This is a genomic window from Bradyrhizobium sp. AS23.2, from assembly GCF_001908185.1.
Classification (GTDB): Bacteria; Pseudomonadota; Alphaproteobacteria; order Rhizobiales; family Xanthobacteraceae; genus Bradyrhizobium.
This window is the reverse complement of sequence record NZ_LGHM01000005.1, coordinates 35702-55366: the sequence shown is the minus strand read 5'-3', so window position 1 is coordinate 55366 and position 19665 is coordinate 35702. Positions and strand designations below refer to the sequence as shown.

General features: G+C 63.7%; 17 protein-coding genes. 4 read left to right on the top strand and 13 right to left on the bottom strand.

The annotated features are described in order from the left end of the window. Positions 1 to 43: 43 nt before the first annotated feature. The 6 genes from AC630_RS00620 to AC630_RS00595 all read right to left on the bottom strand — a co-directional run bounded on the left by AC630_RS00620 (position 44) and on the right by AC630_RS00595 (position 8203). Positions 44 to 1846, bottom strand: a complete 1803-nt coding sequence (locus AC630_RS00620) for an adenine deaminase C-terminal domain-containing protein (protein ID WP_074116572.1) — start codon at positions 1844 to 1846, stop codon at positions 44 to 46. Between the two features lie 122 nt (positions 1847 to 1968). Then, positions 1969 to 3468: a tripartite tricarboxylate transporter permease gene (locus tag AC630_RS00615; protein WP_074116571.1), complete on the bottom strand. Its 1500-nt coding sequence runs from the start codon at positions 3466 to 3468 to the stop codon at positions 1969 to 1971. Then, complete coding sequence (locus tag AC630_RS00610) at positions 3468 to 3953, bottom strand: tripartite tricarboxylate transporter TctB family protein (protein ID WP_074116570.1); 486 nt, start codon at positions 3951 to 3953, stop codon at positions 3468 to 3470. The genes AC630_RS00615 and AC630_RS00610 overlap by 1 nt, the downstream gene beginning before the upstream one ends. Next, a complete protein-coding gene (locus tag AC630_RS00605) occupies positions 3950 to 4921 on the bottom strand; it encodes a Bug family tripartite tricarboxylate transporter substrate binding protein (protein WP_074116569.1) in 972 nt (323 codons plus the stop codon). Before AC630_RS00605 ends, AC630_RS00610 begins: the two co-directional genes overlap by 4 nt. A gap of 103 nt (positions 4922 to 5024) precedes the next feature. Continuing rightward, positions 5025 to 5858 (bottom strand): IclR family transcriptional regulator, encoded by an 834-nt coding sequence (locus AC630_RS00600; RefSeq protein ID WP_074116568.1) that lies wholly within the window; start codon positions 5856 to 5858, stop codon positions 5025 to 5027. Between the two features lie 215 nt (positions 5859 to 6073). Beyond that, complete coding sequence (locus AC630_RS00595; RefSeq protein WP_074116567.1) at positions 6074 to 8203, bottom strand: acetate--CoA ligase family protein; 2130 nt, start codon at positions 8201 to 8203, stop codon at positions 6074 to 6076. A gap of 348 nt (positions 8204 to 8551) precedes the next feature. On the opposite strand from AC630_RS00595, the gene AC630_RS00590 reads away from it, so the two are divergent. From AC630_RS00590 to frc, 3 genes are all read left to right on the top strand, one after another. Continuing rightward, positions 8552 to 9247: a GntR family transcriptional regulator gene (locus AC630_RS00590; protein WP_162250091.1), complete on the top strand. Its 696-nt coding sequence runs from the start codon at positions 8552 to 8554 to the stop codon at positions 9245 to 9247. A 74-nt stretch (positions 9248 to 9321) separates the two neighbouring features. After that, positions 9322 to 11055, top strand: a complete 1734-nt coding sequence (gene oxc, locus AC630_RS00585; protein ID WP_074116566.1) for an oxalyl-CoA decarboxylase — start codon at positions 9322 to 9324, stop codon at positions 11053 to 11055. A 153-nt stretch (positions 11056 to 11208) separates the two neighbouring features. After that, a complete protein-coding gene (gene frc, locus AC630_RS00580; protein WP_074116589.1) occupies positions 11209 to 12486 on the top strand; it encodes a formyl-CoA transferase in 1278 nt (425 codons plus the stop codon). Positions 12487 to 12726: 240 nt separating this feature from the next. Here frc and AC630_RS00575 read toward each other — a convergent pair whose 3' ends face one another. Then, complete coding sequence (locus tag AC630_RS00575) at positions 12727 to 13716, bottom strand: alpha/beta hydrolase family protein (RefSeq protein ID WP_245330214.1); 990 nt, start codon at positions 13714 to 13716, stop codon at positions 12727 to 12729. Between the two features lie 228 nt (positions 13717 to 13944). On the opposite strand from AC630_RS00575, the gene AC630_RS00570 reads away from it, so the two are divergent. Then, positions 13945 to 14388 carry an SRPBCC family protein gene (locus AC630_RS00570; RefSeq protein WP_074116565.1) on the top strand — a complete coding sequence of 148 codons (444 nt, stop codon included), beginning with the start codon at positions 13945 to 13947 and terminating at the stop codon, positions 14386 to 14388. Positions 14389 to 14620: 232 nt separating this feature from the next. On the opposite strand, the gene AC630_RS00565 is transcribed toward AC630_RS00570, so the two are convergent. The 6 genes from AC630_RS00565 to AC630_RS00545 are packed head-to-tail and all read right to left on the bottom strand — an operon-like array spanning position 14621 to position 19539. After that, entirely contained in the window at positions 14621 to 15472 is an 852-nt protein-coding gene (locus AC630_RS00565) for an ABC transporter permease (protein WP_074116564.1), read from the bottom strand. A 2-nt stretch (positions 15473 to 15474) separates the two neighbouring features. Further along, entirely contained in the window at positions 15475 to 16035 is a 561-nt protein-coding gene (locus AC630_RS00560; RefSeq protein WP_283808375.1) for an ABC transporter ATP-binding protein, read from the bottom strand. A gap of 22 nt (positions 16036 to 16057) precedes the next feature. Then, the gene (locus AC630_RS47710; protein ID WP_283808374.1) at positions 16058 to 16309 is read right to left on the bottom strand and encodes an ATP-binding cassette domain-containing protein; all 252 of its coding nucleotides are present in this window, start codon (positions 16307 to 16309) and stop codon (positions 16058 to 16060) included. Then, positions 16309 to 17352, bottom strand: a complete 1044-nt coding sequence (locus AC630_RS00555) for an ABC transporter substrate-binding protein (RefSeq protein ID WP_074116588.1) — start codon at positions 17350 to 17352, stop codon at positions 16309 to 16311. Before AC630_RS00555 ends, AC630_RS47710 begins: the two co-directional genes overlap by 1 nt. Before the next feature lie 40 nt (positions 17353 to 17392). Further along, a complete protein-coding gene (locus AC630_RS00550) occupies positions 17393 to 18607 on the bottom strand; it encodes a CaiB/BaiF CoA transferase family protein (protein WP_083636083.1) in 1215 nt (404 codons plus the stop codon). Further along, positions 18604 to 19539, bottom strand: coding sequence for a hydroxymethylglutaryl-CoA lyase (locus AC630_RS00545; RefSeq protein ID WP_074116563.1), 936 nt, complete (start codon positions 19537 to 19539; stop codon positions 18604 to 18606). Before AC630_RS00545 ends, AC630_RS00550 begins: the two co-directional genes overlap by 4 nt. Positions 19540 to 19665 lie beyond the last annotated feature (126 nt).

Sequence of the window (19665 nt, the reverse complement as noted above, 5' to 3'; positions counted from 1 at the left end):
CGGCGGTCTCAATCGGTTAGATCGAGAGATGCGTGAAAGCGGATCACTCGAACAGCGGAGTCAGCTCCATCTGCGGCACCAGCACGAGGCCCTTGTCTGTGATGCGAATTTCCGGAATGACCGATAGCGGAATCAAATTGAAGCCCATGTAGGGGATGGTGCAGCCGGCGTCCGCCCATTCCTTCTTCAGCGCCTTGACCTCTTCGGCCACGTCGGTGACGCGCTTGTCGGAAAGCAGGCCTGCAATTGGCAGCGGAACCAGCGCCCTCACCTCACCCTCGGCGACGACGCAGACACCGCCCTGCTGCGCCTTGATCGCAGCGATTGCGACGTGCATGTCGGCCTCATTGGTCCCGGCGACGATGATGTTGTGGCTGTCATGTCCGACGCTGGAGGCGACGGCGCCGCGCTTCAGGCCAAAATCTTTCAGCAGGCCATGGGCGACGTTGCCCGCCGACTTGCCGTGGCGCTCGACCACCGTGACAAAGCACAGGCCGTAGCGCTCAAACAACGATGGCCAATCATTTGCGGGTTCGATCGCGACCTTCTCATGGATCAGCGTGATACCCGGCAGCGCGGTCTTGATCGCGTTGACGGTGCAGGCTTTCGCCGGCAGCTCCGGCGTCAGCCTCACCTTCTCCGGCAGCTTCACGGTCGCATAGGCCGCCTTCGGATACTGATAGCGCTGCGACAGCGCCTGATCGAGCCGCGGCGTGATCCTGCCGTGCTCGACGACGAGCTCGCCGCCATACCAGGTGCATTGCGGCTTGAGCTGATCGTCCATCAGCACGAGATCGGCGCGGCGGCCACCGCCGAGCCCGCCGATATCGCCCTCCATGCCGAAGCGAGTGGCGCCATGCAACGAGCCCATCGACCACGCCTGCTCCGGCGACACCCCCGCCTTCACCGCCTCGCGCACCACCCAGTCGAGGCCGAACAGCAGGAGATCGTCGGCGTCGCGGTCGTCGGTGCACACAGCCGTGCGCTTGTGCGAGGCACCGAGCTCGGTGATGGTGCGGATCGCCTGCGGTAGAGAATGCCAGGGCGTCGTGGGCGGACCGCCGCGCAGGAAAACCCAGACGCCGGCATCGAGCAGGTCGTCGGCGATGTCACGGTCGATCGCCTCGTGCGTGTCGGTGACGCCGCTCGCCGCATAGGCCGCGACGAATTCGCGGCCGTAGACATGGCCGGACACCGGCCGCCCGCGCTTCAAGGCGGCGGCAAGGATCGCGTGGCTGCGCTCGTCGCCCATCGTCACCGGCACAAAATCCATCTTCTCACCGAGCGCGACAGCCTCCGGCCAGCGGTCGAACAGGGCGGCGATCTTGTCCGGCGTGAGGTCGCCGCCCGCAGTCTCGAGTTCGGCCGAGGTCGCAGGGACAGTCGACGGCACCGTCAAGAAGATCGAGAGCGGCGCCTCACGCGCGTCCTCCAGCATCGCCTCGACGCCGGCAACGTCCATGACGTTGCCGATCTCGTGGCTGTCGCAGAAGATCGTCGTGGTGCCGTTGAGCAGCGCGGCCTCGGCATAGGCACAGGCCGTCACCATCGAGGATTCGATATGGATGTGCGGATCGACGAGGCCCGGCGCGATGATGCCGCCGGCCGCGTCGTAAAGCGGGACGCCGCTCCAGACCTTCTTCGCCGTCCCGGCCGGCTTGACCGCCGCGATGCGGCCGCCGGCGATCCAGACCTCGCGGTTTGTGTGGATGCGCTCCGAATAGGTCGAGAGCGCCCGTGCCCCCGTGACGACGAGATCCGGAGCGACGCGCGCTGAGGCGACATCAGCAAGGCGCCGCGTCATACTGTGCAGCGGCGCGACGGCAAAGCGGGTGAGTTTTGTCATGGGAGCTCTCGTTTGACGGGAACAGCCCAGCGATGGTTGCGCCCGGCGAGCGTCACGGGCAACTCAAATAAAACGGCACTCCTGCTTACGCATTGGGCAAGCGCGCCGGATCAAGGGTTCCGCTAATCCTCGTTCGCCTTGAACCGCCCGAGCCCCTTCAACATGAAGGGTGCCAGCAGCGCGATCAGCGCCACTGCAAGCAGCGTGGCTGAGATCGGGCTCTGGACCAGCGTCACGGGATCACCGAGACTGATCGCGAGCGCGCGACGCAACTGGCTCTCGGCGATCGGGCCGAGGATCAGGCCAACGACGACTGGCGCGATCGGAAAATCGAACCGCCGCATCAGGAAGCCGAGCACGCCGAAGCCGGCCAGCATCGACAATTCGACCATCGACGGTTTTGCGGCGATGGTGCCCATCGTCGCAAAGACGAGGATGCCGGCATAGAGCCACGGCTGCGGGATCGCGAGCAGCCGCACCCACAGGCCAACCAGCGGGAGGTTGAGCACGAGCAGCATGCAATTGGCGATGAACAGGCTCGCGATCAGGCCCCACACGAGATCGGGCCGCTCGGCGAACAGCAGCGGCCCCGGGTTGAGGCCGTACTGCTGGAATCCCGCCAGCATCATCGCGGCCGTCGCCGAGGTCGGCAGCCCGAGCGTCAGGAGCGGCACCAGCGTGCCGGCGGCGGAGGCGTTGTTGGCGGCTTCCGGTCCCGCGACGCCTTCGATCGCACCCTTGCCGAACTCTTCCGGATGTTTGGTGAGCCGCTTCTCGGTGGAATACGACAGGAAGGTCGGGATCTCTGCGCCGCCCGCGGGCAGCGCGCCGATCGGGAAGCCGAACATGGTGCCGCGCAGCCATGGCTTCCACGACCGCTTCCAGTCTTCCTTGGTCATCCACAGCGAGCCGCGCACCGGCTCGAGCTTCTCCTCGGTGTGGTGGCGGCGCGATGCGACGTAGAGCGCCTCGCCCACCGCGAACAGGCCGACCGCAAGCGTCGTCACCTCAACGCCGTCGAGCAGCTCAGGAACACCGAACGCGAGCCGCGCCTGGCCGGTCAGCTTGTCGATGCCGACGAGGCCGAGCGTCAGGCCAATGAACAGGCTGGTCAGGCCGCGGATCGGGGAATCTCCGAAGGTCGCCGACACCGTGACGAAGGCGACGCACATCAGCGCAAAATAATCCTCAGGGCCGAAGCGCACGGCGAAATCGACCAGCCACGGCGCAAGAAAGGCGAGTCCGATGGTCGCGATGGTGCCGGCGACGAAGGAGCCGATCGCGGATGTCGCAAGCGCCGGCCCGCCGCGGCCGGCCTTGGCCATCTTGTTGCCTTCGAGCGCTGTCGCCATCGACGCGCTCTCGCCGGGCGTGTTGATCAGGATCGCCGTGGTCGATCCGCCATACATGCCGCCATAGTAGATGCCAGCAAACATGATCAGCGAGCCGCCGGGGTCGAGCTTGTACGTCACCGGCAGCAGTAGCGCGACCGTCAGCGCCGGGCCGATGCCGGGCAGCACGCCAACGGCTGTGCCGAGGAACACGCCGATCAGCGCATAAAGCAAGTTCATCGGCTGGACGGCGACCGCCATGCCGTGGGCCAGCGCGGCAAAGGTGTCCATCACAGCAGTCGCTCCAGGGGGCCGGTCGGAAGGCTCAGCGTCAACAGGCGGTCGAACGCGAGATAGATGAGGGTCGACATCACGATGGCAATGACGCTGTCGACTAGGATGGCGCGACGCCCAAATGCCGCGGACGTCGTGACGAACAGGGCCGAGGTCGCCAGGATGAAGCCGCCGCCGAACCCGATGATGGCGATCAGCAGCGCGAGGCCAACGAGAATCAGAACCACCGGCACGGGATCGGCGCTCTCGCGCGCCGGCAGGCTACCGCGCAGCGCATCGACGAAATTGCCGATCGCGAGCAGCGCCAAGCCGCTGGCGACCACGACTGGCATCGCCTCCGGCCCCATCCCGTACATCGCGGTGGATTGCAGGCCGCGCGCGTCCCAGACCAGCACCGCAGCGGTGGCCGCGAGCAATGCAGCGATGACGATGCCGGCGCGATCGACGCGCCGCGGCGGCTGGACGGGATCGCCTGAGGTCATGACTTGACGAGGCCGACCGACCTCAGCACGTCAGTGACGCGCACTGTTTCCTTCTTCAGGAAGTCGGCGAAAGCGTCGCCGCCGAGATAGGCGTCCTCCCAGCCCTTCTGCTTGAGGATCTCCTTCCAGGCATCCGACTTCACCATCTTCTCGACCGCATCGCTGAGCGTCTTGCGCTGCTCCGGCGTGACGCCGGGAGGCGCGACCACCGAACGCCAGTTGGCGATCACGAGGTCGATGCCCTGCTCCCTAAACGTCGGGATGTCGCTACCTGCGATGCGCTTCTCCGAAGTCACGCCGATCGCGCGCAGCTTGCCGGACTTGATCTGTCCTTCATATTCGCTCAGCCCCGAAATGCCCGCGGTGACCTTGCCGCCGAGGATCGCCGCCAGTGACTCGCCGCCGCCGGAGAACGGGATGTAGTTGATCTTCTTCGCGTCGGCGCCGACGGCGCCCGCGAACAACGCCGCCATCACATGGTCGACGCCGCCGGCCGAGCCGCCGGCGAAGGTCACCTTGGCGATATCGGCCTTCACCGCGGCGGCCAGATCCTGTGCAGTCTTGATCGGCGAATTCGCCGGCACCACGATCACCTGGATCTCCTCAGTGAGCCGCGCGATCGGCGTCACCTGCTCGAGCGTCACTGGCGACTTGTTCATGGCTAGTGCGCCCACCATGACGAAGCCGTTGACCATCATCTGGTTGCCATCGCCCTTCGCGCCGTTGACGAACTGCGCGATGCCGACGCTGCCACCTGCGCCGGGAACGTTGGTGACTTGCACGCTGCGCGCAACGCCGGAAGCGACCAGCGCCTGCTGCATCGAGCGCGCAGTCTGGTCCCAGCCACCGCCCGGTGCCGCGGGCGCCATCAGCTTGAGCTCGAGCTGCTGCTCGGCAAAGGTCGGCGTGCCCAGCGCAAGGGTCAGCGCGACGGCTGCGCCGACAAGGCGCGCGGAAAATTGAAACATGAGGGCATTCTCCAGGCTCGTGCGGACGTTTGCCGCATTGTGTCGTTTGGTCGCATATCAACCAAAATGACAGATGCTGTCCAGCGACAGCCCGGGCTCCTCGTTAGCAGGACGTCGGCATCACCCCGCCGAGCGCGATCGTTAGCTCACCAGCGACATCGCGCACAATTTGCCCGATTTCCGGCAACCTCTCATCGGTCAGACGGCTGGTCATGCCGGAGACAGAGATCGCCGCGAGCGGCTCGGCGCAGTCGTTGTAGACAACTGCGGCAATACAGCGCAGGCCCATGCAGGCCTCTTCATCGTCGAGCGCGTAGCCTTGCTTGCGGATTTTTTCGAGCTCCTTGAACAGGTCGCTCGGCCGCACGAGCGACTTCTCGGTCAGGCGGGGCATGCCGTGATGGCGGATGACAGCGCCGACGTCCTCGTCCGAATAAGTCGCGAGCACCGCCTTGCCGACGCCCGACGTCACCATCGCGACACGGCCGCCGACCTTGGTCAGCGAGCGCATGATCTCGCGGCTCTCCATGCGGGTCAGAACGATGATGAACTCGTCGTCGACGACGGCGAGATTGGCGGTTTCGCGGGTGAGATCACGCAGCTTGCGCAAGTAAGGAATCGCCTGCGCACTGAAATTGCGCCGCCTCGCAAAGCTCGCGCCGACCGTGAAGCTTCGCACGCCGACATGCCATTTGGATTCGGCGCGGTCGAACTGCACGAAGCGCCTGCTTTCCAGCGTTGCCAGCAAGCGGTGCACGGTGGAGACCGACAGGCCGGTGCGGACGGCGAGATCGCTGAGGCGATAGCCTTCGTCGTCTTCGGCGAGGGTCTCGAGGATCGACAGCGCGCGGTCCACGGACTGCACGCCGCCATCGCGGTCCGCCTCCGATGTCGATCGAGGCTCGATCGATTTGCGCCGGATCACGTTCTTGCTCATCGCGACCTGACCGTTCTCCCTCGCCCTATCTCTTTTCCCTCTCCCCGCTTGCGGGGAGAGGGTTAGGGTGAGGGGGAGTCTCCGCAAGGACGGTGACAGTTAGACTCGTGGAGAGTCCCCCTCACCCGAATTGCTTCGCAATTCGACCTCTCCCCGCACGCGGGGAGAGGTAAACAAACATCCGCTCCAGATAGAGCCGAAGCAGCATCGTCGGCTCAGAGCAGCCCTGCCCCGCGCGCCCACTTGTACTTGGCGCCGAGAACCTCGACCGGCAGCTCGGTCGAATAGGCGTAGGCCGGGATTCCGTGCTGGTAGAGATATTCGGCGGCTTCCTCGACCTCGACGTCGCCGGCGAGCGAGGCGACCATCGGCTTCACAAAGCCCTTGGCCTCCATCTCCTTCTTCACCTCGACCATGTTGCGGGCGAACACCATCGGCGGTGTGACGATCGTGTGCCAGTAGCCGAGGATCAGCGCGTGGATGCGGTCGTCGGAGAGGCCAAGCTTCACCGTGTTGACGTAGGTGATCGGGGGCTCGCCTCCGGTGATATCCACAGGATTTCCGGCCGCGCCGAACGGCGGAATGAACTTGCGGAACGCCGCATCCAGATCCGGCGGCATCGACATCAGCGACAGGCCGTTGTCGACGCAGGAGTCCGACAGCAGCACGCCCGAGCCGCCCGCACCGGTGATGATCAGGACGTTCTCGCCTTTCGGCGTCGGCAGAACCGGCACGCCGCGGGCGAATTCGAGCAGCTGACGCAGCGAGCGGGCGCGGATCACGCCGGACTGCTTGAACACGTCCTCGTAGATCCGGTCGTTACCGGCGAGCGCGCCGGTGTGCGACGAGGCCGCCTTGGCGCCGGCCGACGTGCGGCCGGCCTTGAGCACGACCACCGGCTTCTTCTTGGAGACGCGCTTGGCGGCTTCCGCGAAGGCGCGGCCGTCCTTGAGGTCTTCGCAGTGCTGCGCGATCAAATTGGTGTTCGGGTCCTGCTCGAAGAAGGCGAGCAGATCGTCTTCGTCGATGTCGGACTTGTTGCCGAGACCGACGATCGCGGAGACGCCCATCTTGGCCGAGCGCGAGAAGCCGATGATGGCCATGCCGATGCCGCCCGACTGCGACGACAGCGCCGCGTGGCCCTTCACGTCGTAGGCGGTGCAGAAGGTCGCGCAGAGATTGGCGGGCGTATAGTAGAAGCCATAGATGTTCGGCCCCATCAGGCGGATATCGTACTTCTTGCCGACCTCGACGATCTCGGCCTGAAGCTCCGGCGCGCCGGCCTCGGCGAAGCCCGACGGGATCAGAACCGCGCCCGGGATTTTCTTCTCGCCACATTCGGTGAGCGCCGCCGCCACGAACTTCGCGGGGATCGCGAACACCGCGACGTCGATCACGCCAGGCACGTCCTTGACGCTCTTGTACGCCTTGTAGCCGAGGATTTCGGCGGCCTTGGGATGGATCGGATAGATGTCGCCCTTGTAGCCGCCGTTGATGAGGTTCTTCATCACGGAATTGCCGATCTTGCCATCCTCGGCCGAGGCGCCGACCACGGCGACCGCCTTTGGCTGCATGATGCGGTTCATCGCCGCAACGATCTCTTCGGTCGGGCGCGGCTTCGGCTTCGGCTTGAAGGCGAAGTCGACGACGATGCGGACGTCGGCGGCCGTCGCATCCTTCGGGGTCGCGAAGACAGGGTTGAGGTCGAGCTCGACGATTTCAGGGAAATCCGTGACGAGCTGCGAGACCTTGACGATGACGTCGGCGAGGGCGTTGCGGTTCACCGGCTCGCCGCCGCGAACACCCTTCAAAATCTCATGCGCCTGGATGCCGTCGAGCATCGAGAGCGCGTCTTCCTTGGTCGCCGGCGCGAGGCGGAAGGTGATGTCCTTCAGCACTTCGACCAGCACGCCGCCGAGGCCAAAGGCGACGAGCTTGCCGAACGAGCCGTCGGTGATCGAGCCGACGATGACTTCGGTGCCGCCAGCCAGCATCTGCTGCACCTGGACGCCCTCGATCTTGGCATCGGCCTTGTACTTCTTGGCGTTGCCGAGAATGGTCTCGTAGGCCTTCTCGGCGTCTTCAGCCGTCTTGAGGCCGACGATGACGCCGCCGGCTTCGGTCTTGTGGAGAATGTCCGGCGAGACGATCTTCATCACCACCGGGAAGCCCATCGAGGACGCCATCTTGCCGGCCTCGCCCGCCGACTTCGCCACGCCCTCCTTCGGCACCGGAATGCCGTAGGCGTCGCAGACCAGCTTGCCTTCGGGGGCGGTCAGGCTGGTACGGTTGTCCGCCTTGACCTGGTCGAGCACCTTGCGGACGGCATCTTTGGAATTGGACATGTGGCTTCTCCCTTGACCTCAGTTCGTTCTTTTCAAAGCGCGCGCGTGTTGCGGCTGCCCGTGATGCTTGCCATTCGCCGCGCTCTGTTCCATGTCGCGGAACGGAGTGGCATAAAGCCAAGACTACTCCGCCGCCTTGGATCAAAAATGGCTGGCGATGGCATTTGGTATGCCAGAAGCCAACTTGTCAAGCCACGGCATGTCTTGGAACGCCGCAAAAAATAGGCGGCTTGACATTCTGGCATGTGGTATGCCAAAAACTTTCCCGTCAATAATCCTGTAAAAGACGACTCCCACTGGAGGAGATTCGTCGTGTCACTGCGGAAACCAACCAAGGCGTTGCCGAACATGGCCGAGGCAGATATCGCAATCGTTCGTATTGCCCCGGAGAGCAGCTTCAAGAACAAGGCGTATGACGCCTTGAAGGAAGCCATCCTCAAGATGGACATCTATTCGACGCCCGAGCCGGTGATGCTCGACGAGCGCGCGCTGTCCGAACGCCTGGGTGTCAGCCGGACCCCGATCCGCGAAGCGATCGCGATGCTCGAGCAGGACGGTTTCGTGAAGACCGTTCCGCGCCGCGGCATCATGGTGGTGCGCCGGACCAAGAGCGAGATCGTCGACATGATCCGCGCCTGGGCGGCGCTGGAGAGCATGGCGGCCCGCCTCATCACCACCACTGCACGCAAGAAGGACATCACGGCGCTGCGTGATTTCTTCAAGGATTTCGGCAAGGATCGCCTGCCCGAGGATCACGTCGAGGAATATTCGCGCGCCAACATCGCCTTCCACCAGGCGCTGATCTCGCTGTCGGAATCCCCCGTGCTGGTCGACCTCACCAATGATTTGCTGCTGCACGTGCGCGGCTATCGGCAACTGACGATCGGGCGCAAGGACCGCACCGCGACCTCCCTGCCCGAGCATCTCGGCATCATCGAAGCGTTAGAGGCGCGTGACACCGAACTCGCCGAGAAGCGCGCCCGCGACCACACCCTTGGCCTTGCCGCTTACGTCGAGGCGCACGGCCAGGAACTCTTTACCTAGCAACGCTCACCAGAAGGGCGAACCACTCGCCCCCAAGCCTAAAACGGCACCTTGAGACCAGGGAGACAAGGCCCATGCTGAATACCGCGACCAAGTCCGAAGCACCGGGCACCGAGCAGGAATTGACGGATGGTTTTCATCTCGTCATCGACGCGCTCAAGCTGAACGGCATCAACACCATCTATAATGTGCCGGGCATCCCGATCACGGATTTGGGCCGCATGGCGCAGGCCGCCGGCATTCGTGTGATCTCCTTCCGCCACGAGCAGAACGCCGGTTACGCGGCGGGCATCGCCGGCTTCCTCACCAAGAAGCCCGGCGTCTGCCTCACCGTCTCCGCGCCCGGCTTCCTCAACGGTCTCACCGCGCTCGCGCACGCCACCACCAACTGCTACCCGATGATCCTGATCTCGGGATCCTCCGAGCGCGAGATCGTCGACCTCCAGCAGGGTGACTACGAGGAAATGGACCAGCTCGCGATCGCAAAGCCGCTGTGCAAGGCGGCCTATCGCGTGCTGCACGCTCAGGACATCGGCATCGGTCTCGCCCGCGCCATCCGCGCCGCGGTGTCGGGCCGTCCGGGCGGCGTCTATCTCGACCTGCCGGCAAAACTGTTCGGCCAGGTGATGAACGCCGATGCCGGCCGGAAATCGCTGGTCAAGGTGATCGATGCCGCGCCCGCGCAGATCCCCTCGCCCGCTTCGGTCAAGCGTGCGCTCGACGTGCTCAAGGCGGCCAGGCGTCCGCTCATCATTCTCGGCAAGGGTGCCGCCTACGCGCAGGCCGATGAAGAGATCAAGAGCTTCGTCGAAAAGAGCGGCGTGCCATTCCTGCCGATGAGCATGGCCAAGGGCCTCCTCCCCGACACGCATCCGCAATGCGCCGGCGCGGCCCGCTCGACGGTGCTGAAAGACTCCGACGTCGTGCTGCTGATCGGCGCCCGCCTGAACTGGCTGCTCTCGCACGGCAAGGGCAAGACCTGGGGCGAAGCACCCAAGAAGTTCATCCAGGTCGACATCGAGCCGAGGGAAATGGACTCCAACGTCGAGATCGTCGCGCCCGTCGTCGGTGACATCGGCTCGGTCGTCTCCGCCTTCAACCAGGCAATGGCTTCGGGCTGGACCGCGCCGCCGGCCGAATGGACCAAGGCTGTTTCGACCAAGCGCGAAGAGAACGTCGCCAAGATGGCGCCGAAGCTCATGAACAACAAGTCGCCGATGGATTATCACGGCGCACTCGGCGTGCTGAAGAACGTCATCAAGGACCATCCCGAGGCGATCCTCGTCAACGAGGGCGCCAACACGCTCGACCTCGCCCGCGGCGTCATCGACATGTACAGGCCGCGCAAGCGTCTCGACGTCGGCACGTGGGGCGTGATGGGCATCGGCATGGGCCAGGCGATCGCGGCCGCGCTCGAGACCGGCAACCCCGTGCTCGCGGTGGAAGGCGACTCGGCCTTCGGCTTCTCCGGCATGGAGGTCGAGACCATCTGCCGCTACAACCTTCCGATCTGCGTCGTCATCTTCAACAATGACGGCATCTATCGCGGCACCGACGTCAACAGCGCCAACGCCGATCCGGCAACGACGGTGTTCGTCAAGGGCGCGCGCTACGACAAGATGATGGAAGCCTTCGGCGGCGTCGGCGTGAATGCCACCTCGCCCGACGAGCTCAAGCGCGCCGTCAACGAGGCGATGGCTTCACGCAAGCCGACGCTCATCAACGCGGTCATCGATCCGGCCGCAGGTTCGGAGAGCGGCCGCATCGGCAACCTCAATCCGCAGAGCGTTCTGCAGAAGAAGAAGTAAGCAACCGCCGGGTCATTCCCCGCGCAGGCGGGAATCCAGTAATCGCCGGACCATCCTTGGTGGCGAGCACTGAGCCCAACTGAAACGACAACGAATACTGGATGCCCGCCTTCGCGGGCATGACGGAAACAGAGTGGTAACAGGAGCAATATGATGACCAAAGCGCTCTCGGGCGTTCGCATTCTCGACTTCACCCACGTCCAGTCCGGACCGACCTGCACGCAGCTGCTCGCATGGTTCGGCGCCGACGTGATCAAGGTGGAACGCCCGGGCGTGGGTGACATCACCCGCGGCCAGCTGCAGGACATCCCGAACGTGGACAGCCTGTATTTCACCATGCTCAACCACAACAAGCGTTCGATCACGCTCGACACCAAGAACCCCAAGGGCAAGGAAGTCCTCACCGAGCTGATCAAGAAGTGCGACGTGCTGGTCGAGAATTTCGGCCCCGGCGTGCTCGACCGCATGGGCTTCCCCTGGGAGAAGATCCAGGCGATCAACCCCAAGATGATCGTCGCCTCGATCAAGGGCTTTGGTCCAGGACCGTACGAGGACTGCAAGGTGTATGAGAACGTCGCGCAGTGCACCGGCGGCGCCGCCTCCACCACCGGCTTCCGCGACGGCCTGCCGCTCGTCACCGGCGCGCAGATCGGCGACAGCGGTACCGGCCTGCATCTCGCGCTCGGCATCGTCACCGCGCTCTATCACCGCACCCACTCGGGCAGGGGCCAGCGCGTCACGGCTGCGATGCAGGACGGCGTGCTCAACCTCGCCCGCGTCAAGCTGCGCGACCAGCAGCGCCTCGCCCATGGTCCGCTCAAGGAGTACAGCCAGTTCGGCGAAGGCATTCCGTTCGGCGATGCCGTGCCGCGCGCCGGCAACGATTCTGGCGGCGGCCAGCCCGGCCGCATCCTGAAGTGCAAGGGCTGGGAGACCGATCCCAACGCCTACATCTACTTCATCACCCAGGCCCCGGTCTGGGAGAAGATCTGCGACGTGATCGGCGAGCCGACCTGGAAGACCGACCCGAACTACGCCAAGCCGCCGGCCCGCCTGCCGCGCCTCAACGAGATCTTCGCCCGCATCGAACAGTGGACGATGACCAAGACCAAGTTCGAGGCGATGGAGATCCTCAACAAGGACGACATCCCCTGCGGCCCGATCCTGTCGATGAAGGAGATCGCCGAGGACCAGTCGCTGCGCGCCACCGGCACCGTGGTCGAGGTCGATCACCCCACCCGCGGCAAGTACATCTCGGTCGGCAACCCGATCAAGCTGTCGGATTCTCCGAGCGACGTGGAGCGCTCCCCGCTGCTCGGCGAGCACACCGACGAGATCCTGCGCAGCGTGCTCGGCTTCAGCGACCATCAGGTCGCCGATATCCACAAGTCCGGCGCACTCGACCCGCCGCAGAAGCAGGCCGCTGAGTAAGCGATACGGCAACGTTAAGGCGAAAGGGCCGCCCTTCGAGGCGGCCCTTTTTGTATCAGAATGCCAACGGGGTGCAGGTCCAAACTAAAAAATTGAAAAACAACCCCATGCACAGTAGTCAACTCTTTGGTCTCAAAGAGAATTTCTGATCTACCGAAAAATCGTTGAGGCGTCGGGCAAAACAGGGGTATTATGCCATCATCCGAAGAAACGGTCGCAACTCGGACCCGAGGTTTCTAGCTATCCCTCGATCACGACGCTCAGTGCTCCCCTAGCTGCTCGCGAAAATACTTCGCCACCGCCGCGTTGAACTCGCGGTGAAACCCTGCCCTGTCGAATCCCGCCGGCACGTCGGTGCAGATGCGCGGGATGGCTGCCGCGAGTTCGGCCGAGCAAGGCGCGAGGAAGGCAAAGTGGCCGGCCGGCACGACATGAACCTCGGGCTTGCCCGGCAGGCCGTCCGCGACGCGCGCCGTGCCCGAACCGTCGCCCACGCCCGGCCCCCCCGAACTGCGATCGCCAGAACTGGAACGGGATCTTGACGGCGACGAGATTCTCGCGCGTCAGGACGACGGGCGCGGGATCGACGATCACCGCGGCGCGGATGCGCGCGTCATGCGGCGGATCAGGCGGCGTCTCTCCGTTGTGAAGCTGGGCGCAGCTACCGGTGGTCTCCTTGCAGAGGCTGGCGAGCCTGCCGAAATCCGGCTTGATCCCCATCAGCGCGAAGCCGGTATAGCCGCCGAGCGAGAAACCGAAGAAGCCGACTTTGGCGGGATCAATCACCGCCCTGTCCTTCCAGTTCTGCAGCATGAAATCGAGCAGGCGCACCATGTCCGCCGGGCGCGATCCCCAGACGGACAGCGTGTCCCGCCGCGAGGAGTCGCTATAGGTATCGCCGGGATGATTGATGGCGGCGACGACGAAGCCGGCATCGGCCAGCGCCTCCGCGGTGTCGTGATGCTGACCGAAAAATCCGCCCCGGCCGTGCGAGAAGATGATGAGCGGGAGTTTCGCACCGGTAACGGGACAATCCTTCACGCCCTTCAGATCGTAATCGGCCCCGACCGAAAGGCGGCCGAGCACCACATGTGTCGGCTCCGACGCGCACGGATACCAGATCGCACCCGACAGCGCCGGATCGGATTCGAGAAGCTGGATACCCGCAGCCTCTGCGGGTGTGCCAAGACAGCAGAGTGTGACAGCGAAAGCCCAAAGCGTGCTGCGCAACGGAAGTCCCCCCTGATTTCGCGCAGGAGTTGAACGAAGAACGGTAGCGGAATTGTGGCTTCAGTTGATCGCCCAACCCGGCCTCGATTTGCGATCAAGCGCTCTCAACAAGGTTCAGCAAGAAAATCCGAGGTGCCCTGTCGGATCGTCAACCCTCCGTTCGTCCTCGGGGCATGAATGGGCAACAGACGCTGGTGTCGGGCCCATCAATTCATGAGGATGACCATTATGCCCAGCACTGTCCGCCTGCACCGCGTTCTGGCCACCCGCCCGGAGAAAGTCTATCGCGCCTTCCTGGAAGCGGATGCGCTGGCGAAATGGCTTCCGCCTAACGGCTTTGCCTGCACCGTGCATCACCTGGAGCCCAAGGTCGGGGGCACGTTCAAAATGTCGTTCCGCAACTTCACGACGGGCGACAGCCACGCTTTCGGCGGCGAATATCTCGAGCTCGTCCCGGGCGAACGTCTCCGCTACACCGACAAATTCGACGACCCCAATCTGCCCGGCGAGCTTCAGGTCACCGTGACGCTGAAGAAGGTCTCGGTCGGCACCGAGCTTGACATCACGCAGGCGGGCATACCGGACGTCATTCCGCCGGAGGCCTGTTATCTCGGCTGGCAGGAATCGCTGCGCAACCTGGCCCGGCTCGTCGAGCCCGAGATCAATCAGTAGCAGGTCCTGCCGGGTGCCGTGCCGCGGCGTGGCCTCGCTTAGGCCGGATCGCCTCGTGAGATGCGATCCGGGTGAAAGGGAGCATCTGCGGGTCGATCTGTTCGATCGTTTCCACAGATCGACCCACGCCGTCATTGCGAGCGCAGCGAAGCAATCCAGTGTCCCTCCTCGGAACGATTCTGGATTGCTTCGCTGCGCTCGCAATGACGGAGAATATCGAATTCGTGGCTGCCTACACCGATCCTTCGAACTGCGGCTGCCAGCGAAGCAGGTATGATTGCAGCGCCTGCACGAGCATGGCCAGCACGATACCGACGATCATCATGATGAAGATCGCGACCATCATCTCGCTGGCATTGGCACGCGCCTCCGCCTCGATAATGAGCTTTCCAAGGCCGCGCTCGGCGCCGATGAACTCGCCGACGATGACGCCGACGAGCGCAAACGACACCGCGGGAAGCAGCGACGCGAACACCCACGCCAACGCAGACGGAATCACCACCGTTCGCAAAACGGCGAACTCGCTTGCGCCCATCAGACGGGCTGCCGCGATCTGATCGCGGTCGACCGCGCGTGTTCCCTCGAACGTGTTGAAGAAGACCACGAAGAACACCACGAGCCAGGCGGTCGCCACCTTGGACAGGTCGCCGAGGCCGAAGATCAGGATGACGAGCGGCACCAGGGCAATGCGCGGAATCGAATTCAGCGCCACGACGTAGGGACCGAACACGCGTGCGAGAAAGTCGGAGCGCCCGAGAACGAGGCCCGCCGCGATACCCGTAGCGCTGCCAAACAGGAATCCCCACCACGTGTTCTTCAGCGTGACGAGAGTGGCTATCCAGAGATTGTTGTCGTTATTCCCAATACAGGCGAGGAAGCCGCTGGGGTCTCTGAAACAGCCGAGACGCAGGAAGCTGCCCCAGATCAGCGACGGCTTGGCGACGAAGTATGGGTCAAGGATCTTTGGGACATAGGCTTTGGGCAGGAGCATCTTGCTCCACTCGAAACCCCACTGCCAGATGACGAGCGTCAAGGCGAGGATCGCGAGCTGCCAGAACAGGATGACCGAGCGGCGGGAAGACATGATCAGTCTGCCTTGGTTCGGCGAAACTCTTCGCCAAGCGAATGCCAGATATGGGAATAGAGGCGACCGAACTCGGCGGTCTCGCGAAGGCCAACCGGGTCGCGCGGGCGCGGGAACGAGACGTCGAAATCTTCCTTCAATCGTCCCGGCCGCGCGGACAACAGGATGATCCGGCTTGCAAGCGTCAGCGCCTCGCCGAGATCGTGGGTCACGAAGAGAACGGTCTGCCGCTCGCGTTCCCATATCTCCAGCAACGTCTTGTGCATCTCGAGCTTGGTGTGCGTGTCGAGGGCCCCGAACGGCTCATCCATCAGCAGGATTTCCGGCTCCAGGATCAGCGTTCGCATGAGGGCCACCCGCTGGCGCATGCCGCCGGACAACATGCGCGGAAACGTCTGGCCGAAACCGTCCAATCCCGCCTGCTCGACCGCTTTGGCGACACGGTCGGCGCGCTCAGCCTTCGCGACCCCCGCGATCTCGAGTCCATAGCCGATATTTTGCTCGACGGTTCGCCAGGGAAACAGCGTATCGCGCTGGAAGACGTAACCAACCTTCCGGTTCACCCTGCCCGGCTCGACCTCGTCGTCATCGATGAGAATACGTCCCCCCCGAACGAGGCAGCAGACCTGCGACCATGTTGAGAATTGTGCTCTTGCCGCAGCCGGAGGGGCCAAGGAGCGCGACGAATTCACCCTGGCGCACGTCAAAGGATACGTTGTCCACCGCGGTGAATTGCGCGCTGCCCGCGCTGAAGCTCTTCGTCAGGCCCTGCACCGCAATCCGGATCGCCGCGCTGCCCGCTTGCGGAGCAAGAGCAAGGCTGAGACCTGCGGACATCACTTGTATTTCGCCTTGGCCGCGTCGAGGAAGCTCATGTCGACGACGTCCTCGTACCTGGCTTCTGGAATGTCCGTGCCCTTGCGGTACCAGGGTTTGGCGCCGCGCTCGAACGAGGCCTTGTCTATGGTCCCGTCATACGCCCAGGTCGACGTGTCGAATCCAAGCTCGGCAGTGACCGCATCGGGATCCACGCCGGAGAAATACTTCGGCGCAACCAGTGCCTGCACCTCGGCGAGCGGGGACGCCTTGATCCATTTCATGGCCCGGTAGATGGCATTGACGAAGGACTGCACCATCGCCTTGTCCTGCGTGACCGTATCCGTGAGTGCATAGATGACCAGCACCGGCACCGTGCCGCCAAAATCCCTTTCGAATTCCCCGGGCTTCGAGGTGTCGTAAATCACCTTCCCAAAACCCTTCTTCTCGATTTCGACGATCCAGCTCGGCGGTGCCATGATGGCATCGAACTGCTTGGTCTCGAGCGAAGGGAACATGGTGTTCGGACCGCCGCCGGCAACCCAGTTCACCTTGTCGCCGAGCCCGCGCGCCTCGAACACATAGGTGCCGTAGACCCAGGTGCCCGACCCGATTGCGGTCGCGGCAACGATCGGCTTGGCGTCGTTGGCCCGCTTGTAGGCCGCCAGCTTGTCAACGGATGTGATGCCGCTGTCGTAGAGATCCTTTCGAACGACGATGTTGGCGTAGGAGCACACCATTTCGGTCGCGAGCAGTATCTTGCAGGGCTTGCCCCGCGCCGAAAGCTGCAGGGGATGACTGGCATCGCCATGCGCGAACATCGCTTGCTCCGCAGCGAGCGTCTGGCGTCCAAACGTGCCGGAATTGCCGGCGACCAGCTTTGGATCGAGTCCCTCGTCCCTGAAGTACCCCTTCAACTCGGCGATCATGCCGATCGCGTAGACTGGCGAGACAGGCCCAAAAGCGAGCTTTGCAACTTTCTCTTCAGCGCTCAGCACCCGCGGAAAGGCCGTAGCGGCGAAGGCCGAGCCCGCAATGAGAGCTTCGCGGCGCGTGATCTTCATGCATTCCTCCTCGCAGGTATTGTTTTCATTGATGCTGCGGTCAGGCCGCTTCAGGCCTGGCCGTGACAATTCCCGTCGCTGCCAGCTCTGCGATCTCGTGTGGCGTACAGCCGATTTCCGTCAGCACGTCGCGGGTATGCTCACCGATCTGTGGCGGATCGTAGCGGTTCGGCAGGCGCTGCCCATCCATCGAAACCGGCAGCAGCGGTGTTTTGGCGAGGCGTCCATCCGGCAGCTTGATGTCGATCAATCCACCGGATGCGTTGAGATGAGGATCGTCGAACAGATCGCCCGGTTTGTTGACCGGCGCATAGGGCAGATCAAGTTGATCGAGCTTCGCCGCGAGATCCGATTTGTCCCACTGAGCGAATATCTTGGCGATCTCCGGGATCAACCAATCCCGGTGATCGACTCGATCCTGGCCGGTGACGAAGCGCGGATCGCTCAACCACGCCTCGCGGTCGAACGCGCGGCAAAATGCGCCCCATTGCTCCTCACCGACAATGGTGACGAAGAGTTTCGAGCCATCGCGCGTGTCAAAGAGGTCATAGACCGGCCATGGGCTCTGCTTGACGGAATACGGGGTCGACGGCTCGCCCGTAACGGTTTCGTACATCATGGCCTGCGCCATCAGGAACACGTTGTTTTCGTACAATGCGCTCTGGATGTAGCGGCCACGACCAGTTCGTTGCCGCTCGGCAAGAGCGGCCTGGATCGCGATCGCACCGAACATGCCGCCCATGACGTCGTTGACGGAGGCGCCCGCACGCATCGGCCTATCCGGCAGGCCCGTCATATAGGCCAGCCCGCCCATCATCTGGACCACCTCGTCCAGCGCAAGGCGATTCTCGTAGGGCCCCGGTAGATATCCCTTGAGCGAGCAATAGATGAGCCGGGGCGCAAAGCTCGCAACAGAATCGTAGTCGAGCCCGATACGTTTCAGCAGCCCAGGCCGGAAATTCTCGATGAGCACATCGCAGCTCTCGATGAGCCGTCGCGCCAGTTGCTGGCCCCGGGGCGTCGACGTGTCGAGGGCAATGCTCCGTTTGTTACGGCAATAGGTGTTGAAGAAGCCCGATGCCGGCCCTTTGAAAGAGCGAGTGCGATCCCCCTTCGTCGGTTCAACCTTGATCACGTCGGCGCCGAGATCGGCAAGGATCAGCCCGCAACTCGGGCCCATGACCATTTGGCTGAACTCGACGACGCGCACGCCTTCAAGCGGGCGAAGTGGCGTTTTGTCAAGCACAGGACTCATGCGGCGCTCCGCAACGCCTTCGGGATTCCCGCCTCGTGCAGGTGTCCGGTCAGGTGCCTGGGCGCGATATGGCGAGCGAGGATTTCGCGGGTCTGCATCAAGCGATCGAGATCGATCCCGGTCGAAAGCCCCACTCGCTCGAGCATGAAGACGAGATCCTCGGTAACGACATTGCCGCGCGCGCCCGGCGCAAAGGGACATCCGCCGAGGCCTGATACGGCAGCATCGAAGCGGCGAATTCCGACATCGAGGCCCGCGACGGCGTTGGCGAGACCCATGCCAAGCGTATCGTGGAGGTGCAGCCTGAGCGGTATCTGTGAGCCGATCTCGTCCCGCGCGACGCGAACGATGTCCTTGATCAGACCCGGCGTTCCATAGCCGACGGTGTCGGCGAGGCCGATTTCGTCGGCACCCGCTTCGGCAAAGCCGCGCGCCAGCCGGCCGACCGCAGCTTCCTTGATCTGGCCCTCGATGGAGCAGCCGAACGCCGTCGCGATGGCCCCCATCAGGCGCGGACGCCCCGCGATCGGAAGGGCATCCAGCGCCGTGCGCACGGCGCGAAAGCCTTCGAGTTGCTCCTCGATCGTGCGGCGCACATTGGCGAGGTTGTGGCTCTCGCTGGCCGAGATCACGAAATAGATGGCGCCGACACCCGCGGCGATCGCTCGCTCCGCGCCTTTGAAATTGGGCACCAGAGCACCGATTGTCGCGCTCTTGTGCTGGACCGCATGCGCCATCACGGCGTCGACGTCAGCGAATTGCGGCACCACCTTCGGCGGCACGAAGGAGCCGGCATCGATCTCACTAATGCCCGCGGCGGCAATCGCGTCGATGAGCTCGCACTTCGCTTCTGTCGGAACGAAGACGTCCAGATTTTGCAAACCGTCGCGCGCGGCGACCTCGCAGATATGAACATTGGGCGCCCGGGCCATCCGGCACCCCTCCCATAATTGTATATTATTGTATAAAAGAACAATTCGCGGTACGGTCTGTCAAGCCAGAAAATTCCGAGCTTGCCACCATGTCCGCTTCTGAATCCTCACGACAACGTCCAGCCG

What these genes read in the sequence shown, in the direction of transcription:
- AC630_RS00610 (WP_074116570.1), bottom strand. Translation starts at nt 3,953, where the DNA reads ATGACCTCAGGCGATCCCGTCCAGCCGCCGCGGCGCGTCGATCGCGCC.
- frc (WP_074116589.1), top strand. Translation starts at nt 11,209, where the DNA reads ATGACCAAAGCGCTCTCGGGCGTTCGCATTCTCGACTTCACCCACGTC.
- AC630_RS00615 (WP_074116571.1), bottom strand. Translation starts at nt 3,468, where the DNA reads ATGGACACCTTTGCCGCGCTGGCCCACGGCATGGCGGTCGCCGTCCAG.
- AC630_RS00570 (WP_074116565.1), top strand. Translation starts at nt 13,945, where the DNA reads ATGCCCAGCACTGTCCGCCTGCACCGCGTTCTGGCCACCCGCCCGGAG.
- AC630_RS00595 (WP_074116567.1), bottom strand. Translation starts at nt 8,203, where the DNA reads ATGTCCAATTCCAAAGATGCCGTCCGCAAGGTGCTCGACCAGGTCAAG.
- AC630_RS00565 (WP_074116564.1), bottom strand. Translation starts at nt 15,472, where the DNA reads ATGTCTTCCCGCCGCTCGGTCATCCTGTTCTGGCAGCTCGCGATCCTC.
- AC630_RS00590 (WP_162250091.1), top strand. Translation starts at nt 8,552, where the DNA reads ATGGCCGAGGCAGATATCGCAATCGTTCGTATTGCCCCGGAGAGCAGC.
- AC630_RS00605 (WP_074116569.1), bottom strand. Translation starts at nt 4,921, where the DNA reads ATGTTTCAATTTTCCGCGCGCCTTGTCGGCGCAGCCGTCGCGCTGACC.
- oxc (WP_074116566.1), top strand. Translation starts at nt 9,322, where the DNA reads ATGCTGAATACCGCGACCAAGTCCGAAGCACCGGGCACCGAGCAGGAA.
- AC630_RS00545 (WP_074116563.1), bottom strand. Translation starts at nt 19,539, where the DNA reads ATGGCCCGGGCGCCCAATGTTCATATCTGCGAGGTCGCCGCGCGCGAC.
- AC630_RS00550 (WP_083636083.1), bottom strand. Translation starts at nt 18,607, where the DNA reads ATGAGTCCTGTGCTTGACAAAACGCCACTTCGCCCGCTTGAAGGCGTG.
- AC630_RS47710 (WP_283808374.1), bottom strand. Translation starts at nt 16,309, where the DNA reads ATGTCCGCAGGTCTCAGCCTTGCTCTTGCTCCGCAAGCGGGCAGCGCG.
- AC630_RS00620 (WP_074116572.1), bottom strand. Translation starts at nt 1,846, where the DNA reads ATGACAAAACTCACCCGCTTTGCCGTCGCGCCGCTGCACAGTATGACG.
- AC630_RS00555 (WP_074116588.1), bottom strand. Translation starts at nt 17,352, where the DNA reads ATGAAGATCACGCGCCGCGAAGCTCTCATTGCGGGCTCGGCCTTCGCC.
- AC630_RS00600 (WP_074116568.1), bottom strand. Translation starts at nt 5,858, where the DNA reads ATGAGCAAGAACGTGATCCGGCGCAAATCGATCGAGCCTCGATCGACA.